This is a genomic window from Acidibrevibacterium fodinaquatile (assembly GCF_003352165.1).
GTDB classification, from domain to species: domain Bacteria; phylum Pseudomonadota; class Alphaproteobacteria; order Acetobacterales; family Acetobacteraceae; genus Acidibrevibacterium; species Acidibrevibacterium fodinaquatile.
Genome location: NZ_CP029176.1, coordinates 1,272,481 through 1,299,128, shown reverse-complemented (window position 1 = coordinate 1,299,128; position 26,648 = coordinate 1,272,481). Strand labels below are relative to the sequence as shown.

Annotated in this window: 28 protein-coding genes and 1 tRNA gene; 14 read left to right on the top strand and 15 right to left on the bottom strand. The window is 67.0% G+C overall.

What is annotated here, in order from left to right; all coding sequences use genetic code 11:
- Window positions 1-37: 37 nt before the first annotated feature.
- The 3 genes from DEF76_RS06320 to dinB all read right to left on the bottom strand — a co-directional run bounded on the left by DEF76_RS06320 (window position 38) and on the right by dinB (window position 2,936).
- Window positions 38-1,165 carry an alpha/beta hydrolase gene (locus tag DEF76_RS06320; RefSeq protein ID WP_205216125.1) on the bottom strand — a complete coding sequence of 376 codons (1,128 nt, stop codon included), beginning with the start codon at window positions 1,163-1,165 and terminating at the stop codon, window positions 38-40.
- Window positions 1,166-1,168: 3 nt separating this feature from the next.
- Window positions 1,169-1,774, bottom strand: a complete 606-nt coding sequence (locus DEF76_RS06315) for a 2-hydroxychromene-2-carboxylate isomerase (RefSeq protein WP_114913711.1) — start codon at window positions 1,772-1,774, stop codon at window positions 1,169-1,171.
- 70 nt (window positions 1,775-1,844) lie between these two features.
- Window positions 1,845-2,936: a DNA polymerase IV gene (dinB, locus tag DEF76_RS06310; RefSeq protein ID WP_114911602.1), complete on the bottom strand. Its 1,092-nt coding sequence runs from the start codon at window positions 2,934-2,936 to the stop codon at window positions 1,845-1,847.
- A gap of 250 nt (window positions 2,937-3,186) precedes the next feature.
- Between dinB and DEF76_RS06305 the strand changes: the two genes are divergently transcribed.
- Window positions 3,187-3,456 (top strand): HU family DNA-binding protein, encoded by a 270-nt coding sequence (locus DEF76_RS06305; RefSeq protein WP_114913710.1) that lies wholly within the window; start codon window positions 3,187-3,189, stop codon window positions 3,454-3,456.
- A 120-nt stretch (window positions 3,457-3,576) separates the two neighbouring features.
- Here the strand turns inward: DEF76_RS06305 and DEF76_RS06300 are convergent, their stop codons facing one another.
- The 5 genes from DEF76_RS06300 to DEF76_RS06280 form a co-directional block, all read right to left on the bottom strand.
- On the bottom strand, window positions 3,577-4,353 hold the full coding sequence (locus tag DEF76_RS06300; protein ID WP_114911601.1) for a Bax inhibitor-1/YccA family protein: 777 nt from the start codon (window positions 4,351-4,353) through the stop codon (window positions 3,577-3,579).
- A 104-nt stretch (window positions 4,354-4,457) separates the two neighbouring features.
- A complete protein-coding gene (locus tag DEF76_RS06295; RefSeq protein ID WP_205216123.1) occupies window positions 4,458-5,312 on the bottom strand; it encodes a DUF3108 domain-containing protein in 855 nt (284 codons plus the stop codon).
- Window positions 5,313-5,395: 83 nt separating this feature from the next.
- Window positions 5,396-6,370 (bottom strand): NADPH:quinone oxidoreductase family protein, encoded by a 975-nt coding sequence (locus DEF76_RS06290; protein ID WP_114911599.1) that lies wholly within the window; start codon window positions 6,368-6,370, stop codon window positions 5,396-5,398.
- On the bottom strand, window positions 6,370-6,891 hold the full coding sequence (locus tag DEF76_RS06285; protein WP_114913709.1) for an OsmC family protein: 522 nt from the start codon (window positions 6,889-6,891) through the stop codon (window positions 6,370-6,372). Before DEF76_RS06285 ends, DEF76_RS06290 begins: the two co-directional genes overlap by 1 nt.
- Window positions 6,892-7,047: 156 nt before the next feature.
- Window positions 7,048-7,713, bottom strand: a complete 666-nt coding sequence (locus DEF76_RS06280; RefSeq protein WP_114911598.1) for a cytochrome b/b6 domain-containing protein — start codon at window positions 7,711-7,713, stop codon at window positions 7,048-7,050.
- A 42-nt stretch (window positions 7,714-7,755) separates the two neighbouring features.
- Between DEF76_RS06280 and DEF76_RS06275 the strand changes: the two genes are divergently transcribed.
- Window positions 7,756-8,667: a hypothetical protein gene (locus DEF76_RS06275; RefSeq protein ID WP_162800510.1), complete on the top strand. Its 912-nt coding sequence runs from the start codon at window positions 7,756-7,758 to the stop codon at window positions 8,665-8,667.
- Between the two features lie 72 nt (window positions 8,668-8,739).
- The gene (locus DEF76_RS06270; protein ID WP_162800509.1) at window positions 8,740-9,864 is read left to right on the top strand and encodes a LysM peptidoglycan-binding domain-containing protein; all 1,125 of its coding nucleotides are present in this window, start codon (window positions 8,740-8,742) and stop codon (window positions 9,862-9,864) included.
- On the opposite strand, the gene DEF76_RS06265 is transcribed toward DEF76_RS06270, so the two are convergent.
- A complete protein-coding gene (locus DEF76_RS06265) occupies window positions 9,786-10,250 on the bottom strand; it encodes a hypothetical protein (RefSeq protein WP_114911595.1) in 465 nt (154 codons plus the stop codon). The genes DEF76_RS06270 and DEF76_RS06265 overlap by 79 nt on opposite strands.
- Window positions 10,251-10,373: 123 nt before the next feature.
- Between DEF76_RS06265 and DEF76_RS06260 the strand changes: the two genes are divergently transcribed.
- Both DEF76_RS06260 and DEF76_RS06255 read left to right on the top strand, forming a co-directional pair.
- Complete coding sequence (locus DEF76_RS06260) at window positions 10,374-11,039, top strand: phosphatidylserine decarboxylase (protein ID WP_114911594.1); 666 nt, start codon at window positions 10,374-10,376, stop codon at window positions 11,037-11,039.
- Window positions 11,039-11,860: a CDP-alcohol phosphatidyltransferase family protein gene (locus tag DEF76_RS06255; protein WP_114911593.1), complete on the top strand. Its 822-nt coding sequence runs from the start codon at window positions 11,039-11,041 to the stop codon at window positions 11,858-11,860. Before DEF76_RS06260 ends, DEF76_RS06255 begins: the two co-directional genes overlap by 1 nt.
- A 9-nt stretch (window positions 11,861-11,869) precedes the next feature.
- Here the strand turns inward: DEF76_RS06255 and DEF76_RS06250 are convergent.
- Window positions 11,870-11,944: transfer RNA gene (locus tag DEF76_RS06250), tRNA-Gln, on the bottom strand.
- Window positions 11,945-12,032: 88 nt separating this feature from the next.
- On the opposite strand from DEF76_RS06250, the gene galE reads away from it, so the two are divergent.
- Window positions 12,033-13,019, top strand: coding sequence for a UDP-glucose 4-epimerase GalE (gene galE, locus DEF76_RS06245; protein WP_114911592.1), 987 nt, complete (start codon window positions 12,033-12,035; stop codon window positions 13,017-13,019).
- A 43-nt stretch (window positions 13,020-13,062) separates the two neighbouring features.
- Here the strand turns inward: galE and DEF76_RS06240 are convergent, their stop codons facing one another.
- From DEF76_RS06240 to DEF76_RS06220, 5 genes are read right to left on the bottom strand one after another with little or no spacing between them, the layout of a single operon-like run.
- A complete protein-coding gene (locus DEF76_RS06240; protein WP_114911591.1) occupies window positions 13,063-13,845 on the bottom strand; it encodes an enoyl-CoA hydratase/isomerase family protein in 783 nt (260 codons plus the stop codon).
- Window positions 13,842-14,585, bottom strand: a complete 744-nt coding sequence (locus tag DEF76_RS06235; protein ID WP_114911590.1) for an ABC transporter ATP-binding protein — start codon at window positions 14,583-14,585, stop codon at window positions 13,842-13,844. Before DEF76_RS06235 ends, DEF76_RS06240 begins: the two co-directional genes overlap by 4 nt.
- Complete coding sequence (locus DEF76_RS06230) at window positions 14,572-16,305, bottom strand: branched-chain amino acid ABC transporter ATP-binding protein/permease (RefSeq protein ID WP_114911589.1); 1,734 nt, start codon at window positions 16,303-16,305, stop codon at window positions 14,572-14,574. The genes DEF76_RS06235 and DEF76_RS06230 overlap by 14 nt, the downstream gene beginning before the upstream one ends.
- Window positions 16,306-16,315: 10 nt before the next feature.
- On the bottom strand, window positions 16,316-17,191 hold the full coding sequence (locus DEF76_RS06225) for a branched-chain amino acid ABC transporter permease (RefSeq protein WP_114911588.1): 876 nt from the start codon (window positions 17,189-17,191) through the stop codon (window positions 16,316-16,318).
- Window positions 17,192-17,215: 24 nt separating this feature from the next.
- Window positions 17,216-18,421: an ABC transporter substrate-binding protein gene (locus tag DEF76_RS06220; protein ID WP_205216122.1), complete on the bottom strand. Its 1,206-nt coding sequence runs from the start codon at window positions 18,419-18,421 to the stop codon at window positions 17,216-17,218.
- 227 nt (window positions 18,422-18,648) lie between these two features.
- On the opposite strand from DEF76_RS06220, the gene DEF76_RS06215 reads away from it, so the two are divergent.
- The 8 genes from DEF76_RS06215 (at window position 18,649) to trpD (ending at window position 26,607) form a co-directional block, all read left to right on the top strand.
- Window positions 18,649-20,388, top strand: coding sequence for an acyl-CoA dehydrogenase family protein (locus DEF76_RS06215; protein ID WP_114911587.1), 1,740 nt, complete (start codon window positions 18,649-18,651; stop codon window positions 20,386-20,388).
- 141 nt (window positions 20,389-20,529) lie between these two features.
- Window positions 20,530-22,389: a lytic transglycosylase domain-containing protein gene (locus tag DEF76_RS06210; protein ID WP_162800508.1), complete on the top strand. Its 1,860-nt coding sequence runs from the start codon at window positions 20,530-20,532 to the stop codon at window positions 22,387-22,389.
- A gap of 89 nt (window positions 22,390-22,478) precedes the next feature.
- The gene (gene moaB / locus DEF76_RS06205; RefSeq protein WP_114911585.1) at window positions 22,479-23,027 is read left to right on the top strand and encodes a molybdenum cofactor biosynthesis protein B; all 549 of its coding nucleotides are present in this window, start codon (window positions 22,479-22,481) and stop codon (window positions 23,025-23,027) included.
- A 13-nt stretch (window positions 23,028-23,040) separates the two neighbouring features.
- A complete protein-coding gene (locus tag DEF76_RS06200) occupies window positions 23,041-23,481 on the top strand; it encodes an acyl-CoA thioesterase (protein WP_240319124.1) in 441 nt (146 codons plus the stop codon).
- 18 nt (window positions 23,482-23,499) lie between these two features.
- On the top strand, window positions 23,500-24,282 hold the full coding sequence (locus tag DEF76_RS06195) for an SDR family oxidoreductase (RefSeq protein WP_114911583.1): 783 nt from the start codon (window positions 23,500-23,502) through the stop codon (window positions 24,280-24,282).
- Between the two features lie 15 nt (window positions 24,283-24,297).
- Window positions 24,298-24,912 carry a hypothetical protein gene (locus tag DEF76_RS06190; RefSeq protein WP_114911582.1) on the top strand — a complete coding sequence of 205 codons (615 nt, stop codon included), beginning with the start codon at window positions 24,298-24,300 and terminating at the stop codon, window positions 24,910-24,912.
- 49 nt (window positions 24,913-24,961) lie between these two features.
- Window positions 24,962-25,558, top strand: coding sequence for an anthranilate synthase component II (locus tag DEF76_RS06185; protein WP_114911581.1), 597 nt, complete (start codon window positions 24,962-24,964; stop codon window positions 25,556-25,558).
- Window positions 25,559-25,587: 29 nt separating this feature from the next.
- Window positions 25,588-26,607 (top strand): anthranilate phosphoribosyltransferase, encoded by a 1,020-nt coding sequence (gene trpD, locus DEF76_RS06180; protein WP_114911580.1) that lies wholly within the window; start codon window positions 25,588-25,590, stop codon window positions 26,605-26,607.
- Window positions 26,608-26,648 lie beyond the last annotated feature (41 nt).

Genomic DNA, 26,648 nt, shown 5'->3' with positions numbered 1-26,648 from the left:
ACTTAAACCGATCGCGCTCTAGGCGCCGGCTTATCGTTCAGCCAAGGAAACTTTGTAGGATCGCAACCACCGCCTCCGGCTGCTCCTGCTGCACCCAGTGCCCGGCGCCCGCGATGAGGTGCGCGCCACGAAAATCGCTGCAGGCGGTCTCTTGCATGCGCTCGAAGCTCCCCGGCGCCTGATAGACCCCCCAATCAGCGGCGCCGGCGATAAAGAGCGTTTTCGCCGTGATCGCGCGGCCGGCGAAAATCTGCATCTCCTCACGCCCGATGCCGAAACTCGCGCAATGATACCATTGCAGACCGCCGCGAAACCCGGTGCGGGCGAATTCGCCGGCATAGACCGCGAGTTCGGGCTCGGAAAGCCAGCGGCAGGCGGCGATCTCGGCTGGCGAAGGGAGGGCGGCGGCAACCGTCGCCGGCATGCTCGCCTCGCGGTCCATGATGTAATAGCGCGGCATCCGGGCGAGTTCGGCGGCCGCCCATGTGGCAAGGCGGGTTGGCCGGTTGCCCGGCCAGTCAGCGCTTTTCATGTGGTAATAGGCGCGGAGAAATGCCGCCAATCCCGCCGCCGGGGCATCCATCTCGGCTGCCGCCGCCGGGCTGGAATAATAATATTGATAATGTTTTCTGGGCGGCGTGAGGGCGGCGAGAGCGGCATCGAGTTCTGCCGCCGCCGCCGCCGGGTTCGCGGCAAGGGAGGGCGGGCCGGCAAAGGGCGCGCTCATCAGGACCAGGGCGGGAAACAGATCGGGGCGCAAAAGCGCGCACCAAGCCGCGACCGGGGCGCCGAAATCATGCCCGATCACCGCCGCCGCCCTGTGATGGCCGAGCGCCGACACGAGCCCGATCACATCGCGCACCAGACGCAGCATCCGGAAATTGGCGGGATCGGCGCCGTCCCACCCGGTGGTGCGGCCATAGCCGCATTGATCCGGCGCGACCACGTGGTAGCCGGCGGCGGCAAGCGGCATCATGATTTTCCGCCAGGAATAGGCGAGTTCGGGAAACCCGTGCAGCAGCAAAAGCAACGGCCGATCGGCGCCGGCGCCGGCTTCGAGGAGATGCACCCTAAGGCCGTTGCCGGTATCGACGAAGCGGGCGGCGATCCCGTCGGGCAAAACCGCCGGCGCGAGCGGCACGAGATCAGCCGGCCCCCCCATCATCGCTCAGCCCGCATCGAGGCGCCGGGCAAGGAAGTCGAGCCGGTCCTGGCCCCAGAAAATCTCCTCGCCGATGACATAGGACGGCGCACCGAACACGCCGCGCGCAATCGCCGCCGCGGTATCCTGCGCCCGCCGCGCCGCCCAGCGCGGCTCAGCGGCGAGAGGCAACAAAGCCGCGCCATCGGCGCCGATCTCATCGGCGAGGGCGGCGAGCGTCGCGGGATCGGCGGTGTCGCGCTCCTCCTCCCATAAAGCTTTCAGAACGCGATGGGCGAGCGCCATCGCCTTCTCCCCCTCCCCGCTCTCGCGCAACGCGATGACGGCCTGCGCCGCGAGGGTTTCGTTGGCCGGAAAATGACGTGGCTTGAGGTGGATCGGGACGCCGAGATGATCGCGCCAGCGCGCCAGTTCCTGCAGCCGATAGGCCTGGCGCTGGGGTGAGCGCTTGGGCAATGGCAGGCCGCCGGTTTCCGCGAAAATCGTGCCGAAATCGACGGGAAAAATCCGCACCAAGGCCTGATGGCGGGCGGCGAGGGCGGCAAAGCGCGCCGCCCCGAAATGCGTCCAGGGTGAATTCAGCGACAAAAAATAATCGATCTCACGCGCCACGATGCCCTCCCGCACAGTTTTCCGCGCGCAGTCTGACATGACGCGCGCCGCCGGCAAAGCGCGCGCAACCTCACCCGAGCGCAAGCGCGAGTTGCCGGCCCGCGCCCTCCTCCGCCAGGTGCGACAGCGTCACGCCGAGAAGGCGGATCCCGCGCCGCGGCGGCAAGAGCGGGCGCAGCAATTCCTGCCCGGTCGCGGTGATCGTGGCCGCATCGGCGATCGCCGCGGTGAGGCTGCGGGCGCGGGTGATCTGCTGGAAATCGGCGTATTTCACCTTCACCGTCACGGTGCGCCCGGCGAGACGATGGCGCGTCGCCGCGTGCGCGACCTTGCCCGCCAGTGCCGCAAGCGGCACCGCAAGCGCGTCCCAGTCGTGCAGATCGAGGGCGAACGTGGTCTCGGCGCCGATAGATTTCCGCACCCGCGCAACCTCCACCGGGCGATCATCCTCGGCCCGCGCCAGCCGGTGATAGAGCGCACCCGCCTTGCCGAAATGGGCCACCAAAAAGCCGAGTTCGGCGCGGCGGAGATCGGCGCCGGTGGTGATCCCGAGGGCGTTCATCCGCGCCGCCGTCACCGGCCCGATGCCATGGAACTTGCCGATGGGGAGGGTTGCGACGAAATCCGGGCCAAGGCGCGGCGGGATGACGAAAAGCCCGTCCGGCTTGCGATGATCGGAAGCGAGTTTCGCGAGAAATTTGTTGTAGGAAACGCCAGCCGAGGCGGTGAGCCCGATTTCGGCCCGGATCGCCGCGCGAATCGCCTCGGCGATGGCGCGCGCCGAGCCGTGTTGGGCGATCTCGGCGGTGACGTCGAGATAGGCCTCATCGAGTGAGAGCGGCTGGATGAGCGGCGTGTAACGCGCGAAAATCGCGCCGATCGTGGCCGAAACCGCTTTATAGACCTCAAAGCGCGGCGGCACGAAGATCAGTTCCGGGCATTTGCGCGCCGCCACCTGCGAAGGCATCGCCGAATGGACGCCGAAGCGGCGCGCTTCATAGCTCGCGGCCGCGACCACGCCGCGTGTCCCCGCGCGGCCGACGGCGATCGGCTTGCCGCGCAGCGCGGGATCGTCGCGCTGCTCGACGGACGCGAAAAACGCATCCATATCGATATGGAGAATGCGGCGAAGAGGCTCGGGAGATTCGCTGCGCTGCGCCATGCCGGGCGAGAGTTTAGCAAGGGCGGCCGGCTATGAGAAGAACAAATCAAGCACATCAGGCGCTGCGACGGCGCATCCTGGTCTTTCAATCCTTCATAACGCGACAAAGAAGATTTAGAGGCTGGTCAAATCTCCAGCGCTCACCTAAAAGCTGCGCGCCACCGTTATTTGCGCGATTCGGATGCGGGGGCCGGTTCATCCGCCCGCGAAACGGCATCAAGCCGGCGGGCTCTATGTGCAAGGAACACTCATGTCCAAAGCTTTCATCGCCCAGGTTATCCAGGACTCCGCTGAACTCACGGGCGTTGCCGCCAATCGTGCTGCCGGCGACCTCATGGCGGCGATCGTTGGGGAGCTGAAGAAGAACGGCAAGTTTACCCTGCCGAGCTTCGGCACCTTCACCGTTCGCAAAACCAAGGCGCGCAAGGGCCTCAACCCGCGCACCGGCGAGCAGATCAAGGTGAAGGCCGGCAAGACCGTGCGCTTCAAAGCCTCCCCGACCCTGAAGAAATCGGTCTGATGTCTGCCCCGGCGGGCCGGATCGGCGCCGCCGGTGACGACGCAAGCGGGCCAAAAAAACTCCCGGGCACCTTCGTGTCCGGGAGATTTTTTTTGTGGCTCCGACGGCGTGCAACGAAGCTCAGTTGTTGTTGCTGCGCACGCCGGTCAGTTGCAGCAAAAGAATGAACAGGTTGATGAAATTGAGGAAGAGCTGGAGCGCATCATAGACGCTGCGTTTGGCGGCGGCGTCCGGGCTGTCGGCATAGGCGAATTGCACGTAGCTCGCCTTGATGCGCTGGGTGTCATAGGCAATCAAGCCGGTGAACACCACAACGCCGATGACGCTCAGCGCGAATTGCAGCGCCGAGCTGCGCACGAACATATTCACCAGGCCCGCGATGACGATGCCGACGAGGCCCATGAACATAAAACTCCCCATGCGGGAGAGGTCACTCCGCGTGGTGTAGCCCCAGAGGCTCATGAAGGCGAAGGTCGCGGCGGTGATGAAGAAGACGCGCGTCACCGATTCGCCGGTATATTGCAGAAAAATATTGGTGAGGCTCGCCCCCATGGCGACGCAAAACAGCCAATACAGCGTCTGCGCCGCGGTTTTCGACAGCCGGTTGACACCGAAGCTCAGCACCAGAACGAAAGCGAGCGGCGCGAACATCGAGAGAATGGCCAAGCCAGAGGCCACCCGATGCGGCCCGTAGGCCGTCATCACCACCGGATAGAAAAGGTTGAGCAGCGTGGTGTTGGCGATTGCGTAGGCGACGATGCCGGTCAGCAACAGGCCGGACGCCATCCAATTATAGACGCGCAGCATGTAGGCGCGAAGGCCCGCATCCAGGACGGCCGCGCTCGCGGCCGCGCCCGACGCGCCGGAATAGGCCCGGGTATTGGGACTGAAGGCCATGGTCGGTTCGATCTCCTTGTGGGCGGAATGCCCCTCTTAAGCGGCGATTTTGGTCATACTATCGCGCTTTTCAAGCGGCTTGACCAGCCGCCTCGCGCAACCGCTCACGGCGCCGCGCCGGCCGCGAGGGCTGCCTTGCGGGGGCGGATATTGGTCAGATACATCGAGGCAGTGCCAAACCAGATGGTCTCGAAATCCATCCGGATCGGCAAGGGCGGCATCCCCGGCGCGGCGACCGCGAACCAGGCGCTGCCATGCTTGGCGCGCCGCGTGCTGCCCTCCTCCTTATCGTGCTCGATGCCGCCGATCAGGAGCCCCTCGAAGTCACAGCGCTCGGCCTTGCCAAAATAGGGCGAGCGCGATGATTGCGGCACCAGCTCGGTGCCGACGGTGTGCGCGGTCAGACGCATCAGCCGGCGCCCGTCATAAAGCCGCGCGACACCGTCGCAGCGGCCGCTCTGCTGCACACGATGGACGAGCAGCGCCATGGCGCTCAGCGAATCGATGCTCTGGCGCGCCTCCTCCGGCGTCACCGGATCGCGATCGGGCTCACGCGGCGGGGTGAGCGCGCGCACGAAGGGCTCTTGATCGGCATAGCTGATCAGGGTCTGCCATTTCTCGCCGCTCCAGAGCCCGAGCGAGTCGTAGCGCTCGGGCACGGCGTCCGCCCCGTCCCAGCGCCCTTCGGCGACAGTCTCGCTCTGGCCATGCACGAAGGCGCTGAACAACCCGGCGGTATGGAAATCGAATTTCACCCGATAGCCGTCGGGGCGCAGATCGAGGCTGGTGCCGAGCGCGCCGGTCTTCAGCCCGGCGGTATAGAAGGCGTAATCGGCGTCGACCGTAGCCTGGGCGGACGTTTGCGCCGAGGTTTGCGCCGCCGTCTGAGCGGCGGCGGGCAGGGCTGCGACGAGCGGCATGGCGGCCGTCGCGAGGCCGATGAACGTCAGCTTGAACACGCGCGTCATACGCCAGGATGTGACGCCGGAACCCGGCTTTGGCAAGACGTCGCCGTGCCGCAAACGTGCCCGCCGCCGCCCCCTCAAGGCACGATGACGATTTTGCCGCGCACCGTGCGCGCCGCCATGTCGGTGAGCGCCGTGGCCGCCTCCTCCAGCCGATAGCGGTGAGAAACCAGTGGCTTGAGCTGTCCCGCGGCGATCGCGGCGAGCAGCGAGGCGGTTTCTTCGGCATAGAGGGCGGGCTCGCGGCGCATATGATCCCCCCAAAACACGCCCACCAACGACGCGCCCTTGAGTAACGGAAGATTGAGCGGCAGCGCCGGGATTTTCCCGGCGGCGAAACCGATCACGAGATAGCGCCCGCGCCAGGCGATGGCGCGAAACGCCGGCTCGGCGAAATCGCCGCCGACCGGGTCATAGATCACGTCGGGGCCGGCGCCGGCGCTCGCCCGCGCGATGCCGGCGCGGAGATCCTCGGCGGTATAGTCGATCGTCTCGCTCGCGCCGTATTCGCGGCACAATGCCAGCTTCTCCGCCGAGGACGCCGCGGCGATGACCTCGGCGCCGAGATGGCGGCCGATATCGCACGCGGCGAGGCCGACGCCGCCGGCCGCGCCGAGCACCAAAAGCCGCTCGCCGCGCCTGAGCGCCGCGCGGTCGGCGAGGGCGTGCCAGGTGGTGCCATAGGTCAGCAGAAACGCCGCCCCCACCGCGTCATCGACATGATCGGGAAGCGGAAAACAGGCGGCCTCGCGGGCGATCACTTCCTCGGCGAAGCCGCCGAGGCTCACGAAAGCGGCGACACGCTCGCCACGGCGCAGCCGGGTGACACCGGGGCCAGTCTCGAGCACAGTGCCAGAAACCTCGGCGCCAGGGGTAAAGGGCAGCTCCGGCCGCACCTGATATTTGCGCTGGATGATGAGATAGTCGGGAAAATTGACCCCGGCGGCATGCACGCGCAGCCGCACCTCGCCCGGCCCCGGCACCGGTTCGGGGATGTCTTCGAGCCGAAGCCGCTCCGGCCCGCCCCATTCGACGCAGCGAATCGCCCGCATCAGGCGCCCTCCCCGCTCCGGTGATAGGTGCAACTCAGCGCCGGCGGCTGACGAAGGGTCTGAAACACCACGCAATAACGCTCGGTGGTCTCGATCAGGCGAGCGAGCGTGCGGTCATCGGCGTCGGTATCGACCTCGAAGCGAAGCGCAATATCCTTGATCCCGACCGGCGCCGCACGGTCGATGCCGAGGGTGCCACGCGCATCCCAGCTCCCCTCCGCGATCACCCGCGCGGCGCGAAACGTGACCCCGCTCGCGATCGCCACCGCCGAGAGGGTAACGCCGGCACAAGCAACCAGAGCCTCGAGCAGCATATCCCCCGAACACGCCTCCGACCCGTCGCCACCGGTCGCGGGATGGAGCCCCGCCTGGATTTCGCCGCCATGCGTTACGACCCGGCAGGCAACCTCGCCCGGAACCAGCCGCGCCTCGGCGCGCGAGGCGCTGCGCGCCGCTTCGGGGTCGAGACGGTAACGCTCCTTGAGCGGCGCCTGGCGGGCGCGCAAGCCGGCTTGGTCCATGATTTCCTCCACCATCGCCGGGGCTTGACGCTCCCGGCGACGCCATTGCGCCCGATCGCGGCCCCACGGTCAACGGGCGCCACCGCGAAGGTGGCAAAAAGCGGGAGAAAGGCGTTCTTTTCGAGAAAAGAACCAAAAGCTTTTGTCTGTTTTCGCTCAGCGCCAAACCGTGACGATCGCGGCGACCAACAGCGCCGAGAGAAGATAAAGGGCGAGCGCGAGCAGCGAGGAGCCGAGCCGCGGCGCCCGGGTCGCAGCCGGCAGGCGCTTCTTGCCGCTGATCATCGGCCGCAGCAGATTTTCCCGGCGGATCATGGCGTAGGCAATAATCGCCAGCAGATGAACGATGATCGCGGCAAGCAGGACATCGAAATTCCAGGCATGGAAGGCGGAAACGAGATCGGATGCGGGCTTGCTGAGAAAATGATTGAGGGGCCCGGCGCTATGCGGGTCGGCGCGGGCGAAGAGACCGCTCAGCGCCTGCGCGAACAAGAGCAGAAGAAGGAACACCACCATCCAGCCGCCGGCCGGATTATGCCCGACACCGCCCGCGCCGATGCCGCGGCGAAACCCGGCGAGATGCGCGAGCGCCGCGCGCGGCGAGGCGAGAAACGTCGCGAAGCGCGCCGTCTCACTGCCGAAAAATCCCCATAAAAGGCGAAAAATCAGCAGGCTCAGAGTCGCTTCGCCAAGCCGGTAATGCAGCCACATGAGATCGAGGAACTGGCTGACATAAAGTGCGACGACCAGCGCCACCAACAGCCAGTGAAACAGCCGCACCGGCGCATCCCAGACCCGTATCGAAAGCTTGATGCCACTCATTCGCGTCTCCGCCCCTTCTTGACGCCACCCGACGAGATCGCCATGCCGCGCCGCATGACCGCATGGCGCCCCGCAATCGCGCTGCTTTTTGCCAGCCAATGGCGTGGCTTCGCCATAGGGTTTTTTGCCGCGGCGAGCCTTGCCTGGCTCGGCCGCCGACTGTTCCGCCCGCTCGCGATCATCGCCGCCGCCGCCGGTCTGATGGCCGGCACGCTCGCGGCGTTCAGCGAAGCGGGGCAAAATCGCGCCCGCCTCGCGATCGCGGTGATCGCGGCGGCGACGATGGTGCTTGGCGGGTTCGCCGCGCCGCCGGCGAGAAAAAAGCGCGGTGCGCGGCCTGCGCCGCGGCCGTTCCTGCCGCCCACCGCCCTGCTCGGCCTCGCCCTGCTGGCCGGCGCATGGTGGCTTGGCGGGGCCGGGCGGAGCCTTGGCGCCGTCATCGCCGCCTGGCGCCCCGAATCGCTGATCATGCTCGCCGCCGCGGCGATGGGATGGCCATTGCTCGCCGGCATCCGCGCCGCGCCCCGGCCCGCCCATTGGCTGCTCGCCGCGCTCGCAGCCGCGCTCGCGGCCGCCTTCGTCGCGATCGGGCGCAGCAGCGCCGCCCCGTTTGCGCTCACGCTCGCCGGCGTCGCGCTCGGGGCGGGGATCGGCGGTGACCAAAACCGTGAGCACGAGGCCGAAGCCACCGCGATCGGCGTGGCCGCGGGCCTCGCCCTTCTCGTCGCGGCCGCCCTCCTCGCCGATGGCCGCACCCTCCGTCTGAGGCCGTCCCCGGTCTGGGCCACCCCGCTCGCGCCGCTCATGACACTCTGGCTCTTCCGGCGCCTCGCGCCCCGGTTTGCCGGCCCGCTCGCGCGGCGGCTCGGCGGCGGCGCGCTGGCGAGCCTGCTCGCCCTCGCCCTCGTCACCCTACTCGCGTTCAGCGCCGCGGCGATCGCCGGCCTCCGCTAACCTGTCCCGCCCGCGCGCACCAACGCGATCACGATTGCGACAGATGCGGATTTGCCGCAACATGATCTTCTCATGGTTGAAACGTCTCTCCCGCCCGAGCAGGCGCCGGCATCACGGGGGATTGTGACCCCGCCGCGCCTCATCATCGCAGCACTCATCGTGCTCGGTGCCGGCGTCGGCGCGGCCCTGTTATGGCGTGACCGGCCGCATCCCGGCGCGCCGGCGCCGCTCGCCACCCCGCCGGGTGCCCCTTCCCCAGCGCCGTCCCCGCCCGCGCCGCCGGCCGCCGAAACCGCAGCGCCAGCGGCGCCGCGTTTCGACATCGTCCGCGTCACCGCCGAAGGCACCGCGGTGATCGCCGGCCGTGCCGCGCCCGGCGCCGACGTCACCATCCTCGAAGACGGCAAGCCCATCGGCCATGTCACCGCTGACGCGGCTGGGGAATTCGTGTTCACCCCAGACGCCGCTTTTCTGCCCGGCCCGCACGCGATTGGCCTGGCGGCGAAAACCGAAACCGGTGTCGAGGCGCATAGCAGCAGCGATGTCCTGGTGGTGGTCGCGGGTAAGGAGCAGTCAGGCGCGCCCGCCGTCCCGCTCGCAACCCTCGCGCCAAACGGGGCGGCAAGCGCCGATATGCCCAAGCGCCTGCAAGCGCCGGCGGCCACGGCGACCGAGCCGCCCGCGGCAGGCGTGACCCCGAAGCCGGCACCCGAGATCGAGGTGGTGGATTACGATCAGGCCGGCCATCTCCGCCTCGCCGGCCACGCAACGCCCGGCGATACCGTCAGCCTCGCGATCGACGGCCAGCCCGCCGGCGAGGCGGCAACCGATCAGGACGGGCATTGGGCGATGGCGCCGGCGCGCGCGGTCACCCCCGGCCATCACCGCCTGACGCTGGTTGCGCGCGGCCCCGACAACGCGGTGACGGGAACGCTGACGCTGCCGTTCCTGCGCGAAAAACTCGCCCCCGGCAGTCTGAAACCCGGCATGGTGGTGGTCCAGCCTGGGCAAAATCTCTGGCGCATCGCGCGCGAGGTCTATGGCAGCGGCATCCGCTACACCATCATCTACGCCGCCAACCGCGCCCATATCCAGCGGCCCGGCATCATCTATCCGGGTCAGACGCTGATCGTGCCGGCGGCACCCGCGGGCGCGGCGCCGGGGCGGAGCCCAGCCTCCTCCAACACGTCGAGATAAGGGGCGAGCGCGATCAGCCGGCACGTGATCGCGGCGAGCAGATCGGTGATCACCGGCGGCTCGCTGAGGGTGATGATCGAGAGCATCAGGAGGCGATGGTCGGGCGCCAGGATCGCCCGCCATTCCGCCGGCAACAACGCCGGCAGGCGCGGCAGGAAGGCGAGGATCAGCGAGCGTTCATGGCTCCCGGCGGCCGCTTGGCCGGTACTCGGCACCCGGCCGGCGACCGCTTCGAGTTCGAGCTCACCGCCCGACAGCCGCGCATGCAGCGCGCGGGCGCGCCAGAAGAAGGAAAACGTCGCCCGCTGCTCGGGATGGCGCGGGGCGATATGGCCTTGGCCGTCGATCGTGAACGGACCGAGCTGGAGCGGGGCATCAATCGGCATGCGGCGGTTCCTGCTAAAAGTCACTCTCTGTTGACCCGATCTTGCTCCCGATCGATGAAACTTTCATAAACCGCGCGCAGACAACCGCCGCAAACTTTCCTCTGGTTCGGAATCCGCCCCGGCATGACCCTCGATTCGTTCTTGATGGTTCTCGCCCCACCGCATCCCGCCGCCCGGCCGTTTCTCGCCGGCGGCGCGGTGGCGATCGTGCTCGGGCTCGCGCTCGGTGCCTGGCTGTTCTGGCTCGGCGTCGTCTTCGTGCTGTTTTGCCTCTATTTTTTTCGCGACCCGAACCGTGTTCCGCCGCCGCGGCCGGGCGTCATCGTGGCCCCCGCCGATGGCCGCGTCGTCTCCGTCCAGCCCGCGACCCCGCCGGGCGAACTCGGCCTTGGCCCGGCGCCGCGCTGGCGGGTCGCGATTTTCCTCTCGGTGCTCGATGTCCATGTCAACCGCGTGCCCGCCGCCGGCACCGTCACCCGCATCGCCTATCGGCACGGCAAATTCGTCAATGCCAGCCTCGATAAGGCGAGCGACGAAAACGAACGCAATGCCCTTGCGATCCGCCTCCCCGATGGGCGCGAGATCGCCGTCGTGCAGATCGCCGGGCTGATCGCGCGGCGGATCATCTGTTCGGTGCGTGAGGGCGATGCGGTCAGCGCCGGCGCGCGCTTCGGCATCATCCGTTTCGGCAGCCGCACCGACCTCTATCTCCCGGAAGGGGTGCGCCCGCTGATCGCCGAGGGGCAGCGGATGGTGGGCGGCGAAACCGTCATCGCCGAGCTTGATTGATGGCACGCCCCCCCCTCCCCCGCTTGCGCCGGCGCGCGCGGCCGCGCTTTACCGGGCTCTCGTTTAACCGGCTGATTCCCAACCTGATGACGCTGCTCGGCCTCTGCGCCGGTCTGACTGCGATCCGGCTCGGGATCGAGGGGCATTTCGGCGGGGCGGCCAAAGCGATCATCCTCGCGGGCTTCATCGACGGGCTGGACGGGCGTCTTGCGCGCCTCCTCAAGGCGGTGACGCGCTTCGGCGCCGAGTTCGACAGCCTCGCCGATTTTCTCTGCTTCGGCGTCGCCCCGGCCTTCGTGATTTATCTCTGGTCACTCCGCGCCATGCACGGCTACGGCTTCGTCCCGGCGCTGATCTTCGCGGTGTGCATGGCGCTCAGGCTCGCGCGCTTCAACGCCAATCTCGATTCCGTCGCGCCGGCTTACACGTATAATTTCTTCACCGGCGTCCCGGCGCCGGCCGGCGCGCTGCTCGCGCTGCTGCCGCTCTTCATCGGCCTTGAAGCGCGCGACATGGGTTGGGCATGGCTTGACGCTCTCGCCCGGTTTCCGCTGTTTGACGCCGCCGTTCTGGTCTGCACCGCGCTGCTCCTGGTTTCGACGCTGCCGGTCTGGAGTTTTAAGAATTTCAAGGTGCCGACCGCGATGGTGCTGCCGATGCTGCTCGGCACCGGGCTTTATGCCGCGTTCCTGATCGCCGATCCGTGGGCGGGGCTCGCGCTCGCCGGGCTGATCTATCTCGCGATGCTGCCGTTCAGCGCCCGCAGCTTCCGCCGGTTGCGGGCCGAGGCGGAGGGGCCCGAGACGGAGCCGGCGACATGACGCCGCACCTGGCTGGGGCGGGAGGATTCGAACCTCCGCATGGCGGAATCAAAATCCGCTGCCTTACCGCTTGGCTACGCCCCATCGCTGCTCTGCGCGCCTCTGATACCGATCCCGATGCCCGCGGTCCAGCCCGCACTCTCATGACACTGTTCCCGCTCAGGAAAAACCCATGACGCAGCGATTCCTCGTCACCGGCGGCGCCGGCTATGTCGGAAGCCATCTCGTCGCGGCACTCATCGCGGAAGGCGCCGAGGTGGTGGTGATCGACGATCTCCGCCAGGGCCATCGTGCCGCGATCACCCCGCCGGCCGAATTGATCGTCGGTGATCTCGCCGATCCGGCGGCGCGCGCGGCCGCCTTCGCGCGCGGCCCCTTCGCTGCCATCTTCCATTTCGCGGCGCTTTCCTTGGTCGGCGAAAGCATGGCCGATCCGCTACGCTATTTCCGCGAGAATGTCGGCAATGGGATCGCCCTGATCGGGGATGCGATCGGCCATGGCGTCAACCGCTTCGTGCTCTCCTCGACCGCCAACCTGTTCGGCGGCGAGGTCGAGATCCCGATCACCGAGACGGCGGCGCTGTTGCCTTCCTCCCCCTATGGCGAGAGCAAATTCATGCTCGAACGGGTGCTTGCCTGGGCCGATCGGGTGCATGGCTTGAAAAGCGCCTGTCTGCGCTATTTCAACGCCGCTGGCGCCGACCCCAGCGGGCGGCTCGGCGAAGACCATGACCCCGAGACGCATCTCATTCCACGCGCGATCGATGCCGCGCTCGGCCGGGCGCCGGAATTGGTGGTGTTCGGCACCGACCACCCGACGCCGGACGGCACCTGTGTGCGCGATTACATCCACGTGACCGACCTCGCGAGCGCCCATCTCGCGGCGCTCGCGCGGCTCGATCACGGCTCTGTTGCCTATAATCTCGGCAATGGCGCCGGCCATTCGGTACGCGAAGTCATCGCCATGATCGAGGAGGTCAGCGGCCGGCGCGTGCCCCATCGCCTCGGGCCGCCGCGCGCCGGCGACCCGCCGACCCTGGTCGCCTCTTCCGCCCGCATCCAGAAAGAGACTGGCTGGCGGCCGCGTTTTCCGGAACTACGCGAAATCGTCACCACCGCCTATGCGTGGCGGCTCGCACACCCGGGCGGCTATCGCTAACCAGATAGACGTTTTTTGGTTCTTTTTTTCAAAAAAGAACCGCTTACTTGCCTTCGAACACCGGTTCGCGCCGCGCTGCCATCGCCGCCACGCCTTCGCAAAAATCCGCTGTCCGGCGCTGCCATTCCTGCTCGACGAGTTCGCGCTCGGTCGCGGCTTCGATCGCGTCGATGAGGCCGCGGCGCAGCGTCTCGCGCGTGGAGGCCACGGCAAGCGGCGCGGAAATCGCAATCTCCTCCGCGAGCGCAAGCGCCGCCGCGCGGAGTTCGGCCTGCGGCACGAGCAGATCCGCAAGCCCGATCGCGGCCGCCTCCTCGCCGGGAATGCGCCGGCCGGTATAGAACATCAGCGCCGCGCGCTGAGCGCCGACGAGCCGCGGCAGCGTCGCGGTGAGGCCGAAGCCGGGGTGAAAGCCGAGCCGGGTGAAATTGGCGCAAAACCGTGCCTCGGGGCAGGCGATCCGAAAATCCGCGACCAAAGCGAGACCGAGCCCGCCGCCCACCGCCGCGCCTTGGATCGTCGCGATGATCGGCTTTCGCGTGCGAAACAGCCGAATCGCCTCTTTGTAGAGATGCTTGGCGCCGCCCTCCTCCGCGAGGCCGGTTGCCGGGCGGCCGGCGAAATCAGCGCCAGCGCAGAAATTTTTACCAGCGGCGGCGAGCACGATGACGCGGCAGGCGGGATCGGCGTCGAACGCCTCGAAGCTCGCGCCGATATCGGCGATCAGCGTGTTGTCGAAGAAATTATTGGGCGGGCGGCGGATTTCGACGATGCCGACCCGCCCCTCACGCCAAGCCCCGACATCGCCACGCACTACCTCGTTCATCGTGTTCTGCTTTCCTCGCTCAGGCGCTTGCCGCCGAGATAGGCGGCGCGCACATCCTCGTTATTCCATAACGCATCGGGTTTGCCGGCAACGACCAGCCGCCCGGTTTCCAGCACATAACCGCGATCGGCGATCGCGAGTGCGATGCGGGCATTTTGCTCGACGAGCAAAACCGTTGTTCCGCTCTCGCGAATACGGGCGATGATGCGAAACACCTGCTGCACGATCAACGGCGCGAGACCGAGCGAGGGCTCATCGAGCAGCAGAAGTCGCGGTCGCGCCATCAGGCCTCGCGCCAGGGCCACCATCTGCTGCTGGCCGCCAGAGAGCATCCAGCCGAGCGTGTCGGCAAAACGCTCGAGATCGGGAAACAACGCGAACATCTCCTCGGCGTCACGCGCGAGCGCCGCGCGTGCGCTGCGGCGGTTGGAAGCGCCGAGCAGGATGTTTTCGCGCACCGTGAGGCCGGGAAAAACCCGCCTTCCCTCCGGCACGTGCGCGATGCCGAGCCGCACCACGCGCTCGGCGTGCAGTCCTGAAATCACTTGCCCTGCAAAGCGGATTTCGCCACCCGTCGGAGAGAGAAGTCCCGAGATACAGCGAAGCGTGGTCGATTTTCCGGCGCCATTGGCGCCGAGCAAGGTGACGATCTCGCCTTCCGCGACGGCGAGATCGAGCCCGGAAAGAGCGGCGACCGCACCGTATGCGGCGGTGAGACCAGAAAGCTCAAGCAGCGGCATCTTCAGCCACCTCCCCGAGATAGGCGGCGACGACATCAGGATGGCGCAGCACTTCCGAAGGTGTGCCATCGGCGATGCGGCGGCCGAAATTGAGCACGCTGATGCGATCGGACACTTGTTCGACGAGATCCATATCGTGTTCGATCAGGAGAATGGTCAAACCGTGGCCGCGCAAACGGCGCAGCAGCGCGACGAGATTTTGCTTCTCCGTGAGGTTGAGGCCGGCCGCCGGCTCATCGAGCAACAGCAGGCTCGGGTTGGCGGCGAGCGCACGCGCGATTTCGACGAGACGCTGATGGCCATAGGGAAGGCTCGCGACCTGATCATGCGCGCGCGCCGCCATCCCGACGAAATCGAGCGCCGCCATCGCGCGCTCGCGCCGCGCGGCGGCATCGAGCCCGCTCCCAGCCCGGAAGCTTCCGATCAATACATTCTCGAATGACGTCAGTGAGTGAAACAGCCGAATATTCTGAAATGTCCGGCCGATGCCGGCAGCGGCGAGGAGATGCGGCGCAAGCCCCGTGACATCGCGCCCGCCAAGGCGGATGTTGCCCGAGGTCGGGCGATAGATGCCAGAGAGCAGATTCAGCGTCGTCGTCTTGCCCGAACCGTTGGGGCCGATCAGGGCATGAACGGAGCCGCCGATAATCACAAGGTCGACGGCATCAACCGCACGCAGGCCGCCGAAATGCTTGGAGAGATCGGAAACTTCCAAAATCGGCAGGCCCGCGCCGGTATCGGCGCCGAGCGCGAGTGGCGCGAACTCCCCGCGCGGCAAATCCGGCGCGCGGCGCACAAGACGCGCGAAATAGCCGAAGATCCCTTGTGGCATGAAGACCATGATCAGGATGACGGCAAGGCCATAAACCGCGAGGTAGAATTGCTTGAGGAAGCGCAACCACTCGGGGAGAAGAATGAGAAGGGCTGTGCCGATCACCGCGCCGATCGCGGCGTCCACCCCGCCAAGCAGCGCCATGGTGAGCAAAACCACCGAATCATCGAACGCGAATTGATCGGGGCTGATATAACGAAACGCGCCGGCAAAGAGGCCGCCGCCGATCCCGCCGAGACAGGCGCTGGCGGCAAATGCGATGATCTTGATCCGGTAGGTATCGATCCCGGCGACACCGGCGGCGAGTTCGTTGTCGCGCACCGCCTGCATGGAAAGCCCGAGCCGGCTCGATTTCAGCCAAGCGACCAGCCCCGCGGTCACGAACAGGCAGAACAGGCAAAGCGCGAGATAATGCTGCGATTGATCGAGGGCGAGAAAGCCGAGATGCGGCCGTGGGATATTCGAAATGCCGTCCGGCCCGTGGCTGACCCCGATCCAGTTGGTCAAAACCAGGGTGAGGATTTCCTGAAAGCTGATCGTCACCATGGCGAGGTAATGGCCGCCGAGCTTCAGCGTCGAGCCGCCGAGCACGATCCCGAAGAGAAGCGCGACCACGGCGCCCAGCAGCAGGGCGGCGAAAAACGCCAGCCCAAGCGTCGTCGTGCCGATCGCGACGGCATAGGCGCCGATGCCGAAAAACGCCGCCTGCGCGATGTTGATCTGCCCGGTATAGCCGAGCACCACCGTCATGCCGAGCACCGCGATGGCATAGGTGCTCGCCTGCATCAGCAGATTCATCAGATAGCCGTTGATCGGCAAAAGAAGCGCGCAGCCCATCGCGATGACGAGAGCGATGAGCCAAAGCAGACTGTTGGTGACGCTCTTCATACCGTTCGCCTCACGCTTTCTGGGCGATTTTTTCGCCGAAAATCCCCTGCGGCCTAATCAGCAGGAAGGCGAACAGCAAGACAAACGCGAAGGCATCCTTATAGGGGACCGAGATATAGAAAGCCCCCAGCGTCTCGGCGACACCGATCAACAACCCGCCGACGATCGCCCCCGGAACATCGCCGAAGCCGCCGATGATCGAGGCGGCAAACGCCTTGAGCGCGATCTGCGCGCCGAGCCCGACCGAGACGAATAGGATCGGCGCGACCAAAATGCCGGCGATGCCGCCGAGCACCGCCGAATAGGTGAAGGTGAGCATGATCATGCCGGTGACGTTGATGCCAAGCAGGCTCGCCATCTCCTTGTCCTGCGACACCGCCTGCATCTTCTTGCCGATCATGGTGTGTTCGAAAAACACGTATTGCAGGAGGACGAGCGCCAGCGTGGTCGCGATGATGACGAGATATTGCGCGTCAAGAAACACCGCGCCGAAACTGATCCCGGGATAATCGGTCATGCCGGGAAGCGTCGTCGGCTCCGGGCCATAAATCGCGAGCACGAGATTGGTGATCAGGATCGAGGCGCCGATCGTCGAGATCACGACCGGCAGGAACGAACGATGGCGGAGCGGATAATAAACGCCGAGATTGAAGATCGCGCCGAAGAACGCCATCACCACCAGGCTGATGATGATCCCGAGCCAATAGGGCAGGCCGAGATCGACGGTGGTGATCACCATGCAATAGCCGCCGAGCATGGCGAACTGGCCTTGCGCGAAATTGACGACGTTGGTTGCGCGATAAATCAACACGAAGCCGAGCGCGACCAGCGCGTAGACGGCGCCGATGCCAAGGCCGGTAAACAGTAATTGCAGGATGATCGCCATGACGTTGTGCGCTGACGATATGCGTTACGGTGCCGGGAAATCGACGCGCTTGACGAAGACCAGCTTGCCGCTTTTGTTCTGAACAACGTTATAGCCGTGCAGTCCGTCGCCGTTGGCATCGAAATCATAAGTGCCCTCCGTGCCTTTGTAGCCGCGGATGGCGAGGATCGCGGTGCGGAAAGCGGCGGGGTCGGTCGATTTCGCGGTGGTCATGGCGCGTGCTGCGATCTTGATCGCGTCATAGGTCCAGGCCGAGAATTGATCGGCCGGCGCCTTGTGCAATTTCTGATAGGCCTCGGCATAGGCTTTCGCTTCGGGGCTGGAATCGGCATTGAAATCGGCAACACCATAGGTGCCATAAAGCGCGGGTCCGGCGAGATGCAGCGCCGCGGTATCGGTGATCGAGGGCGAGCCGACCCAGGGGCTGCGAACCCCGAGCTGGCGCAATTGACGCGCGAAAATCGCGAGATCCTGCTCGAAGGTGAAATAGCTCCCGATCACCTCCGCCCCCGATCCCTTGACCGCGAGCACGACCGGGGTGAAATCCGGCGTCTGATTGGCATAGCCCTGCGCCGTCACGACGCTCGCGCCAAGTGCCTGCAATTCGGCGGTGAGCAGCCGCGCGCCGCTCGAACCGAAGGCATCGGTCGAGGTCACCAGCGCCCATTTCTTGAGATTAAGCGTCTGCACCCCGAACGACGCGATCACCTTGGCGGAATAGGTGTCATTGGGCCGACAGCGGAACAGCCACGGATCGCCGGCATGGGTGAGATTGGGATCGGTGCCACCGAAAAACACCGGCTTGGCGACCCGCCGCACGTCAGGGTCCATCGCGTGCACCTGCGTCGAACGGATGGAGCCGAGAAAGGCGACGATCGCGGAATCGTTGGCGAGCCGGTTGAAGGCGGAAACGACGCCGGGATTGGTGGTTTGGTCATCCTCGATGACGAGCTTCAGCGGCCGGCCGAGCACGCCGCCCGCGGCATTGACCTCGGCGACCGCCATCTCGGCGCCCCATTCGGCATAGCGACCGGATTCCGCGGCGGCGCCGGTGAGCGGCGTCACCATGCCGATTTCGATCGGCGCCGCATCGTCGGCGCGCGCCGGGGCGGCAGCGTTGACGCCTGCGAGCAGCGCCACGATCGCGGCAAAGCGCCCGGCCAGCGGCCGCCAGCGTGCCCCCCTCACCCTCACGCCGCCCGCCCGCGCTTCGTCTTGCATCGCCGCCATGGTTTCCTCCTTCGACTGAGCCGCCGCGCGCAACCGCTCTCGCGGCACGGCGGTTTTTTTCCTTTGGTCGCTGTTATCCCCCGCGCCGGCAAGGCTGGCAAGCCATTCCTGCCCGCCCCCGGCGCCGAGAAGCTCCCGCCGGCCGGCTAACCCTTGCGGCCAGGCTTGCGGCGCGCAAAGCTTGCAAGACGTCGCAACCGCGGCGTCATGACCCGGGGGAGGCAAGGATGGGCGAAGATCCGCGCACGCGCGCACTATCGTCAGCGGATGGCCCGCCGAGCGGCGCGGAAGCGGTGCCGGATGCGCGCGGGCTCAATCTCTACCGCGCCGATCCGATGCTCGCGCGGCTGATGACGCTCCATCTCCCGCCCGCGCTTTGCGCTCACCTCACACCTTATTGTGACCGTCTCGGGGCGCTCGCCGGCGGCCGGCTCGATACACTCGCGGCCGACGCCGATCGCCATCCGCCGCGCTTACTCGCGCGCACACGCACCGGCGAGGATCGCCAAAGCATAGAAAAACACCCGAGCTATCGCGAGATGGAGCGGCTCGCCTTTGGCGAATTCGGCCTCGCCGCTCTCTCTCATCGCGCCGGCGTTTTCGGCTGGCCTGCGCCGCTGCCGGCGGCGGCGAAATATGTGCTGACCTATCTCTTCGCGCAGGCCGAGTTCGGCCTTTTATGCCCGGTCAGCATGACCGACAGCCTAACCCGCACCCTGCGTAAATTCGGCGATCCTGCCTTGGTCGAACATTATCTGCCGCGATTGCTGAGCCAGGATCTGGAAACCCTCGCGCAGGGCGCGATGTTCATGACCGAGCAAGGGGCGGGCTCGGATGTCGGCGCGACGGCGGTGCGCGCGGTTGCAAAAAACGATGGTTCGTGGCGGCTGTTCGGTGACAAATGGTTCTGTTCGAACGCCGATGCGGCGCTGGCGATGGTGCTTGCCCGGCCGGAGGGGGCGGCGGCGGGAACCAGGGGGCTGTCGCTCTTTCTCCTCCCCCGCGAGCGCCCGGATGGCACCCCCAACGCCTATCGCATCGTGCGGTTGAAAGACAAGCTCGGCACACGCGATATGGCGAGCGGTGAAATCCGCCTTGAAGGGGCGGAGGCGTTTCTGGTCGGCGAGCCCGGCGCCGGATTCCGCCAGATGACCGATATGATCAACAATTCTCGCCTCTCGAACGGCGTGCGCGCCGCCGGCATGATGCGCCGGTCGGTGACCGAGGCCCTCTTCGTCGCCCATCACCGCCGCGCCTTCGGCCGCCGCCTGATCGAACTTCCCCTGATGCGGCGTCAGCTTTTGAAAATTCTCGTGCCCACGGAACAAGCCCGCAGCATGATGTTCGCGACCGCATCGGCGCTTTCGCGTGCCGATGCCGGCGACCAAGACGCCTATGCCCTGCTCCGCATCCTGACGCCGCTGATCAAGTTTCGCGCCTGCCGCGATGCGCGGCGGGTGACGGGGGACGCGATGGAGGTGCGCGGCGGCGCCGGCTATATCGAGGAATGGCCAGAGCCGCGGCTGGTGCGCGATGCCCATCTCGGCTCGATCTGGGAGGGCACGAGCAATATCGTCGCGCTTGACGTCATGCGCGCGGCGCGGCGCGAGGGCGCCCTCATCGCCTTGCAAAACCATATCCGGGCGGAGGTCGCGCGGTCGGGCATGACCGCGCTTCTCGCGCCGCTCGCCGGCGCGATCCGCCTCGCCGAGCGGGCCATGGCGCCAGACGGCACCCATCTCGCGCGAAGCGCCGCAACCGCGCTCTATCACGTCACCACCGCCAGTGCCTTCGCCGCCGAGGCCGCAGCCCTCGGCGACGCCTCGCGCCAGACCCTCGCCGACCTCGTGCTCCGCCATCACCTCTTGCCCCGAGATCCGCTCGCGGCCGCCGAGGAGGATACTGAAACCGCCGCGATGGCGGCGCTGCTGCCCAACCCCGCCGCGGTTGCGGCGGCGTTTTCGTGATTGTGCAGCGCAAGAGAATCACGAATTTTTTATACAAGGAATGCCTGTAAGCGCTTGAAATCTTAATCGTTGGTAAAATTAATGAGATAAATACCAGAGATAGGGGTTGCGTCTCATAGATTGCCCGTGTAGGGCGGGGGCATGCGAGGGACCGGTACAACGCTCTCCCGCCTTCCTGCTGCCCGGGCGATGCTCGCCGGGGCAGCCTTGTTCGCCAGCGCGGCGGCAAGCAAGGCGGTGGCGCAATCCGACGAAACCGCGATGGCAGTGCCGCGCCTGGCACCGCTCGGTGCCATGGAAGTGGTTTTGCCGCAACCGCTCGAGACGCTCGAGGCGGCGCAAATTCGCGCGATTTTCGCGGCGCAAGCGGCCGGCGATAGCGCCGCCGCCAAGCGCCTCTGGGCGGCGTTCGGCGAGGATGACGCATCGCGCGGGGCCGCGGCGCCGACCGGGCTGCGCACCGATCTGCGCGGCTACCTGCTCGCCAGTTTCTATCTCCACGCCCCCGGCCGCACCCCGCTCGGAACCCTCTCGACCTGGCTTTCCCGCCACTCCACCCTCGCTATTGCGAGCGACATCGCCGCACTCTGCCGCCAGCGCGCCGTCGATTGCCCGGCCGCCCGCCATGTTGCCCCGCCGCCCAGCCTCGCCGCCCTCAGCGCGCCCGAGGACACCATCCCCAATCTCCCCGACCTCCGCCGCTCGCCCGCGCTGGAACGCGACATCGTCGCGCGCGCCGAGAGCGGCCATTTCGATGCCGCGCTGCGTCTGATCGCCCATACCAGCGGGCTCAGCCGGGATTACGCCGCCTGGCTGCGGGCCGAGGTGGCGCAGGCGCTGTTCGCTGCCAATCGTGACCACGCCGCCCGTGATCTCGCCAGTGCGGCGCTGCAGGAAAGCGGCGGGCGGGTCGCGCTCGCCGGTTTCACCGCCGGCCTCGCCTCCTGGCGGCTCGAGCGGATGGCAGAGGCGGCGCGGTTTTTCGAGGCCGCCGCGGGGGCGCCGCTCACCGCGCCGGGCCTGCGCGCCGCGGCCTTGTTCTGGGCGGCGCGCGCCCATTTCGCCGCCGGCGACGCCGAGGGCGGCCATCTCTGGCTGCAGCGCGCCAGCGCCGAGGCCAACACGTTTTATGGCTTGCTCGCCCGCCGCCGGCTCGGCTTGCCGCTGATCCGCGATGACCTGTTCGCCGACGAAGTTCTCGGCGAGGGCGATATCGCCGCGGTCGCGGCCACCGCCGAAGGGTTGCGCGCATTCGCGCTCCTGCAGGTCGGGCAGACGCGCTGGGCGGAAGCGGAACTACGCCAGCTCGCGGCAAAATCCGAGACCGCGCCCGATCTTCGCCGCGCCGTTGCCCTGGTTGCGCGCGAGGCCGGGCTTTCGCGTCTTGCCGACGAGATCGCAGCGAGCGTCCGCGGCGATGACGGGCTCGGCGCCGAACCGCTCCCGCATCTCGCGCCGCGCGGCGGGTTCCAGGTCGCGCCGGCGCTGGTCTATGCGCTGGCTCGCATCGAATCGCATTTCGATCCCGCCGCCATTTCGCCGACCGGGGCGCGCGGGCTGCTGCAGATCATGCCGGTGACAGCAAGCTATTTGGTCAACGACCCCTCGCTCGCCGGCGCGCGCCAGAAACGCTTGCACGATCCCGCCGTCAATCTCGATATCGGCCAGCGCTATCTCCTCTATCTCGCGCGCCAGAGCGCCGTCGATGGCGATCTCCTGCGCCTGCTGTGCGCCTATAACGCCGGGCCGGGCAATGTCTTGGCGTGGGCCGGAACGGTGCATGACGGCGATGATCCCCTGCTCTTCATCGAGGCGGTGCCGAGCCGTGAGACGCGCACCTATTTGCATCGCACGCTCGCCTATGCCTGGCTTTATGCCGCGCGGCTCGCGGTTTCGCCGCCGGGTCTTGCGGCCCTCGCCGAAGGCCGCTTTCCTCGCGTGCGGAGTTTCGATACCCTGCCGGCAGGCGCGTCGGAGACGCCCCCGCTTTTGCTCCACTGAACGGCGTCGGGCCCGAGATCGCCGCCGGCCAGTGGCCGGGCGGCGACTTTCCGGTGCGGTTGGGCCCATTCTGATCGTGGAGAAAAACGATGGCGCGTATTGATGAAACCCGTGCCTTCCTTGCCGTCAACATCGCTGTCCTCACCGTCTCTGACAGCCGCACGCTGGCCAACGACACCTCCGGCGACACGCTCGCCGCGCGCATCACCGAGGCCGGGCACCATCTCGCCGCGCGCGATCTGGTGCGCGACGATGCCACACTGATCGCGGCGAAACTCGCGGCCTGGATCGCAGACCCGGCCATCGATGTCGTCATCACCACCGGCGGCACGGGTCTGACCGGGCGCGATGTGACGCCGGAAGCGTTCGAGCGGGTGCTCGAGAAACGCATCGAAGGTTTCGGCGAATTGTTTCGCACGCTGAGCTATCAGAAGATCGGCACCTCGACCATGCAATCGCGCGCGATCGGCGGTGTTGCTGGCGGTACCTATCTCTTTGCCCTGCCCGGCAGTCCCGGCGCGGTCAAGGATGGTTGGGACGAGATCCTGCGCTGGCAGCTCGATGCGCGGCATCGGCCCTGCAATCTCGTCGAGCTGATGCCACGTTTGATGGAACATGTCGGGCCGGTTGCGGTATAGCATGTCCCGCCGCTTGCCTCGCACACCGCCCGGACGTCGCGCCGAGTATCGCCATTTCGAGGAAATCACCACGCGCTGGCACGACAATGACATTTACGGTCATGTCAACAACGTCGTCTATTACGCTTGGTTCGATAGCGCGGTGAATGGGTTTCTCGTCCGGCGCGGCCTGCTTTCGCTCAGCGAGAGCCCGATCGTTGGCATCGTTGCGGAAAATTCCTGCCGCTATCATGCGTCCATCAGTTTTCCGGAAAAAATCAGCGTCGGCATCCGCGTCGCCCATCTCGGCACCAGCGCGGTGCGCTATGAACTCGGTATTTTTCGCGACGGCGACGAAAGTGCTGCGGCAGAGGGGCATTTCGTCCATGTCTATGTCGCGCGCGCGACCATGCGGCCGGTTGCGATGCCGGATGCGGTGCGCGCGGCGCTCAGCGATCTCCTCGTCGAAACCTGAAAAGCGGAGGAATTTTCAATGGATCTCGGATTGCGCGGCAAGACCGCCATCGTCTGTGCAGCAAGCAAAGGTCTCGGGCGCGCCGTGGCTTTGGCGTTGGCGCGCGAGGGTGTCGCGCTGGTCATCAACGCCCGCGGGAAAGAGGCCCTCGCCGCCACCGCTGATGAGATCCGGGCTGCGACCGGCGTTGCCGTCCAGGCGATCGCCGCCGACATCACGACAGAGTCCGGCCGCGCCGCCGTGCTCGCGGCGGCACCGGCGCCCGATATCCTGATCAACAATGCCGGCGGCCCACCGGCAGGGCGTTTCGATACGCTGACGCCGGCGCAGTGGCACGCGGCGCTCGAGGCAAACATGCTGACGCCGATTGCGCTGATCCAAGCGGTGATCGCGGGGATGCGGGCGCGGCGCTTCGGGCGCATCGTCAACATCACCTCGGCTTCGGTGAAATCACCCATTGCAAGCCTCGGCCTCAGCAACGGCGCCCGCGCCGGGCTCACCGGCTTCATCGCCGGCGTCGCACGGGAAGTCGCGCGCGACAACGTCATCATCAACAATCTCCTCCCCGGCCCCTTCCTCACCGACCGGCTGCGCGAGAACATGCGCACCGCTGCCGAGAGCGCGCAGCGCAGCGTCGATGAGGAAATCGCGCTGCGGGCCAAGGCCAATCCCACCGGGCGGGTCGGCGATCCCGCCGAATTCGGCGCCGCCTGCGCGTTCCTGTGCAGTGCGCATGTGGGGTTCATCGTCGGCCAAAATCTTCTCATCGACGGCGGCGCCTTCAACGCGACGCTCGGCTGACGGACGCTCGCCCGCATGGATTGGCCGGCGCGTATCGAGAGCTATGTGCGGCTCACCAAGTTTCCGCGCAGTCTCTTCATCGCTGAGGACGGGCGCGTCGTCGGCACCTGGATCATGGGCAATGATTATCGCGTGCGATCGGGCTATTATGGCGGCTATCCGGCCGGCTATCTGCGGCGCGTCGCCGCCCTGTTTCCCGATCGCCGCAAGGTGTTGCACGTGTTTTCCGGCGCGGTCGATCTTGGCGCGATGCCGGGCGATACGGTCGATTGCAATCCGTCGCTGTCACCGACCTTCGTTGCCGACGCGCATGATCTTTCGCGGGTGCCGCTCGCGGACTATGATTTGATCCTCGCCGACCCGCCCTACAGCATCGAGGATGCCGAGCGCTATCGGACGACGATGGTCAAGCGCAACGTCGTCCTGCGCTCGCTCGCCGCTGGCGCCGCGTCCGGCGCGCGGGTGGTGTGGCTCGACCAGGTGCTGCCGATGTATCGCAAGGCCGAGTGGGACATCGAAGCGGTGGTCGGCATCGTGAAATCGACCAATCACCGGTTCCGGGTGATGACGATCTTCCGCCGCCGTGGTCTTGCCGAAAGAGGCTTCGACAACGGCGCCGATCGGGAGTAAGGAGACGGAAATAACCCTGTCATGATCCTGCTCCCATGATCCTACTCCCATGATCCTACTGATCGACAATTACGACAGCTTCACCTTCAACCTCGTTCATTTCCTCGGCGATCTCGGGGCGGTGTGCGATGTGCGCCGCAACGACACCTTGAGCGTCGCCGCGGCGCTGGCGCTGGCGCCGGAGGCGGTGGTGATCTCGCCCGGCCCCTGCACCCCGAATGAGGCCGGGATCTGCGTCGAGCTGATCCGTGCCGCGCCGGCCGATCTGCCCATTCTCGGCGTCTGCCTCGGCCATCAGGCGATCGGGCAGGCATTTGGCGCAACGGTTGTGCGCGCGCCGGTGCCGATGCATGGCAAAGTCAGCCAGATTTCCCATGACGGGCGCGGCGTGTTCGCCGGCCTCCCCAACCCCTTCGCCGCGACCCGCTATCACAGTCTGATGGTCGCGCAACAAACCCTGCCGCGCGCCTTGGTCGCGACCGCCCAGAGCGAAGACGGCGTGCTGATGGGAATCCGCCACCGCGAGCGGCCGGTTTTCGGGGTGCAGTTCCATCCCGAGAGCATCGCAAGCCAAGGCGGACACGAGATCCTCGGCAATTTCCTCGCGATCGCCCGCAGCCGTGGCGCGCCGGCCCGCGCCGCCTGAATGTCCCCGCCTGAATGCCCGAGGCCTGAATGAGCGGCGATCTGAAGCCGGTGCTCGCCCGGCTGGCGCGCGGCGAGACCCTGTCGGAAGCCGAAGCGGAGGCCGCGTTCGGCATCATCATGGCCGGCGAGGCGACCCCGGCGCAGATCGCCGGCCTCGTCATGGCGATGCGGGTGCGCGGCGAGACGGTGGCGGAATTGCGCGGGGCGGCGCGCGCGATGCGGGCGCGGATGCTGCGCGTCCCCGCCCCGGAGGAGGCGATCGATGTCTGCGGCACCGGCGGCGATGGCGCCGGCACGCTCAATGTCTCGACGGCGGTGGCGCTGGTGCTGGCGGGGATCGGGGTTCCGGTCGCCAAACACGGCAACCGCGCGCTCAGTTCCAAAAGCGGCGGCGCCGACGTGCTCGCGGCGCTCGGGGTCAATGTCGATGTCGCGCCGAGCCGCCTGCCGGCGATTCTGCGCGAGGCCGGCTGCATGTTCCTGTTCGCGCCGAACCATCACGCGGCCCTCCGCCACGCCGCCGGGCCGCGCGTCGAACTCGGCATCCGCACCATTTTCAATCTGCTCGGCCCGATGGCCAATCCCGCCTCGGTGCGGCGGCAATTGATCGGTGTCTATGACCCGATCTGGACGCGGCCGATGGCGGAAGCCCTCGGCGGGCTCGGCGCCGAACGGGTTTGGGTGGCGCATGGCGCCGGGCTCGACGAATTGACGCTGGCCGGGGAAAACCGCGTCACCGCGTTCGAAAACGGCGGATTACGCGACTTCACCCTCACCGCCGCCGATGCCGGTCTCACCCCGGCCCCGGTCGCGGCCATCCGAGGGGGCGATGCCGCCGCCAACGCCGCCGCCTTGGAGGCGTTGCTGGCGGGGGCGGGCGGCGCCTATCGCGACACCGTGCTGTTCAACGCCGCCGCGGCACTGATCGTCGCCGGGCGGGAAACCACGCTCTCGGCCGGGGCCGCCGCCGCCGCCGCGGCGATCGATGACGGGCGGGCCGCCGCCGCACTCCTGCGGCTGCGGCGCGCGAGCCACGAGAGCGCTTGACCCGTGCATGACGGTTTGCGACGGATGCCGAGCGAGGAGAT

Excerpts from the sequence above, each read along its gene's own strand:
- DEF76_RS06225 (WP_114911588.1), bottom strand. The coding sequence starts at position 17,191 with ATGGCGATCATCCTGCAATTACTGTTTACCGGCCTTGGCATCGGCGCC.
- DEF76_RS06220 (WP_205216122.1), bottom strand. The coding sequence starts at position 18,421 with ATGGCGGCGATGCAAGACGAAGCGCGGGCGGGCGGCGTGAGGGTGAGG.
- DEF76_RS06240 (WP_114911591.1), bottom strand. The coding sequence starts at position 13,845 with ATGAACGAGGTAGTGCGTGGCGATGTCGGGGCTTGGCGTGAGGGGCGG.
- DEF76_RS06280 (WP_114911598.1), bottom strand. The coding sequence starts at position 7,713 with ATGAGTGGCATCAAGCTTTCGATACGGGTCTGGGATGCGCCGGTGCGG.
- DEF76_RS06305 (WP_114913710.1), top strand. The coding sequence starts at position 3,187 with ATGTCCAAAGCTTTCATCGCCCAGGTTATCCAGGACTCCGCTGAACTC.
- moaB (WP_114911585.1), top strand. The coding sequence starts at position 22,479 with ATGGCGCGTATTGATGAAACCCGTGCCTTCCTTGCCGTCAACATCGCT.
- DEF76_RS06185 (WP_114911581.1), top strand. The coding sequence starts at position 24,962 with ATGATCCTACTGATCGACAATTACGACAGCTTCACCTTCAACCTCGTT.
- DEF76_RS06235 (WP_114911590.1), bottom strand. The coding sequence starts at position 14,585 with ATGCCGCTGCTTGAGCTTTCTGGTCTCACCGCCGCATACGGTGCGGTC.
- DEF76_RS06300 (WP_114911601.1), bottom strand. The coding sequence starts at position 4,353 with ATGGCCTTCAGTCCCAATACCCGGGCCTATTCCGGCGCGTCGGGCGCG.
- DEF76_RS06195 (WP_114911583.1), top strand. The coding sequence starts at position 23,500 with ATGGATCTCGGATTGCGCGGCAAGACCGCCATCGTCTGTGCAGCAAGC.
- DEF76_RS06230 (WP_114911589.1), bottom strand. The coding sequence starts at position 16,305 with ATGAAGAGCGTCACCAACAGTCTGCTTTGGCTCATCGCTCTCGTCATC.
- DEF76_RS06285 (WP_114913709.1), bottom strand. The coding sequence starts at position 6,891 with ATGGACCAAGCCGGCTTGCGCGCCCGCCAGGCGCCGCTCAAGGAGCGT.
- DEF76_RS06210 (WP_162800508.1), top strand. The coding sequence starts at position 20,530 with ATGCGAGGGACCGGTACAACGCTCTCCCGCCTTCCTGCTGCCCGGGCG.
- DEF76_RS06190 (WP_114911582.1), top strand. The coding sequence starts at position 24,298 with ATGGATTGGCCGGCGCGTATCGAGAGCTATGTGCGGCTCACCAAGTTT.
- galE (WP_114911592.1), top strand. The coding sequence starts at position 12,033 with ATGACGCAGCGATTCCTCGTCACCGGCGGCGCCGGCTATGTCGGAAGC.
- DEF76_RS06260 (WP_114911594.1), top strand. The coding sequence starts at position 10,374 with ATGACCCTCGATTCGTTCTTGATGGTTCTCGCCCCACCGCATCCCGCC.
- DEF76_RS06255 (WP_114911593.1), top strand. The coding sequence starts at position 11,039 with ATGGCACGCCCCCCCCTCCCCCGCTTGCGCCGGCGCGCGCGGCCGCGC.
- trpD (WP_114911580.1), top strand. The coding sequence starts at position 25,588 with ATGAGCGGCGATCTGAAGCCGGTGCTCGCCCGGCTGGCGCGCGGCGAG.
- DEF76_RS06265 (WP_114911595.1), bottom strand. The coding sequence starts at position 10,250 with ATGCCGATTGATGCCCCGCTCCAGCTCGGTCCGTTCACGATCGACGGC.
- dinB (WP_114911602.1), bottom strand. The coding sequence starts at position 2,936 with ATGGCGCAGCGCAGCGAATCTCCCGAGCCTCTTCGCCGCATTCTCCAT.
- DEF76_RS06270 (WP_162800509.1), top strand. The coding sequence starts at position 8,740 with ATGGTTGAAACGTCTCTCCCGCCCGAGCAGGCGCCGGCATCACGGGGG.
- DEF76_RS06215 (WP_114911587.1), top strand. The coding sequence starts at position 18,649 with ATGGGCGAAGATCCGCGCACGCGCGCACTATCGTCAGCGGATGGCCCG.
- DEF76_RS06320 (WP_205216125.1), bottom strand. The coding sequence starts at position 1,165 with ATGATGGGGGGGCCGGCTGATCTCGTGCCGCTCGCGCCGGCGGTTTTG.
- DEF76_RS06275 (WP_162800510.1), top strand. The coding sequence starts at position 7,756 with ATGCCGCGCCGCATGACCGCATGGCGCCCCGCAATCGCGCTGCTTTTT.
- DEF76_RS06290 (WP_114911599.1), bottom strand. The coding sequence starts at position 6,370 with ATGCGGGCGATTCGCTGCGTCGAATGGGGCGGGCCGGAGCGGCTTCGG.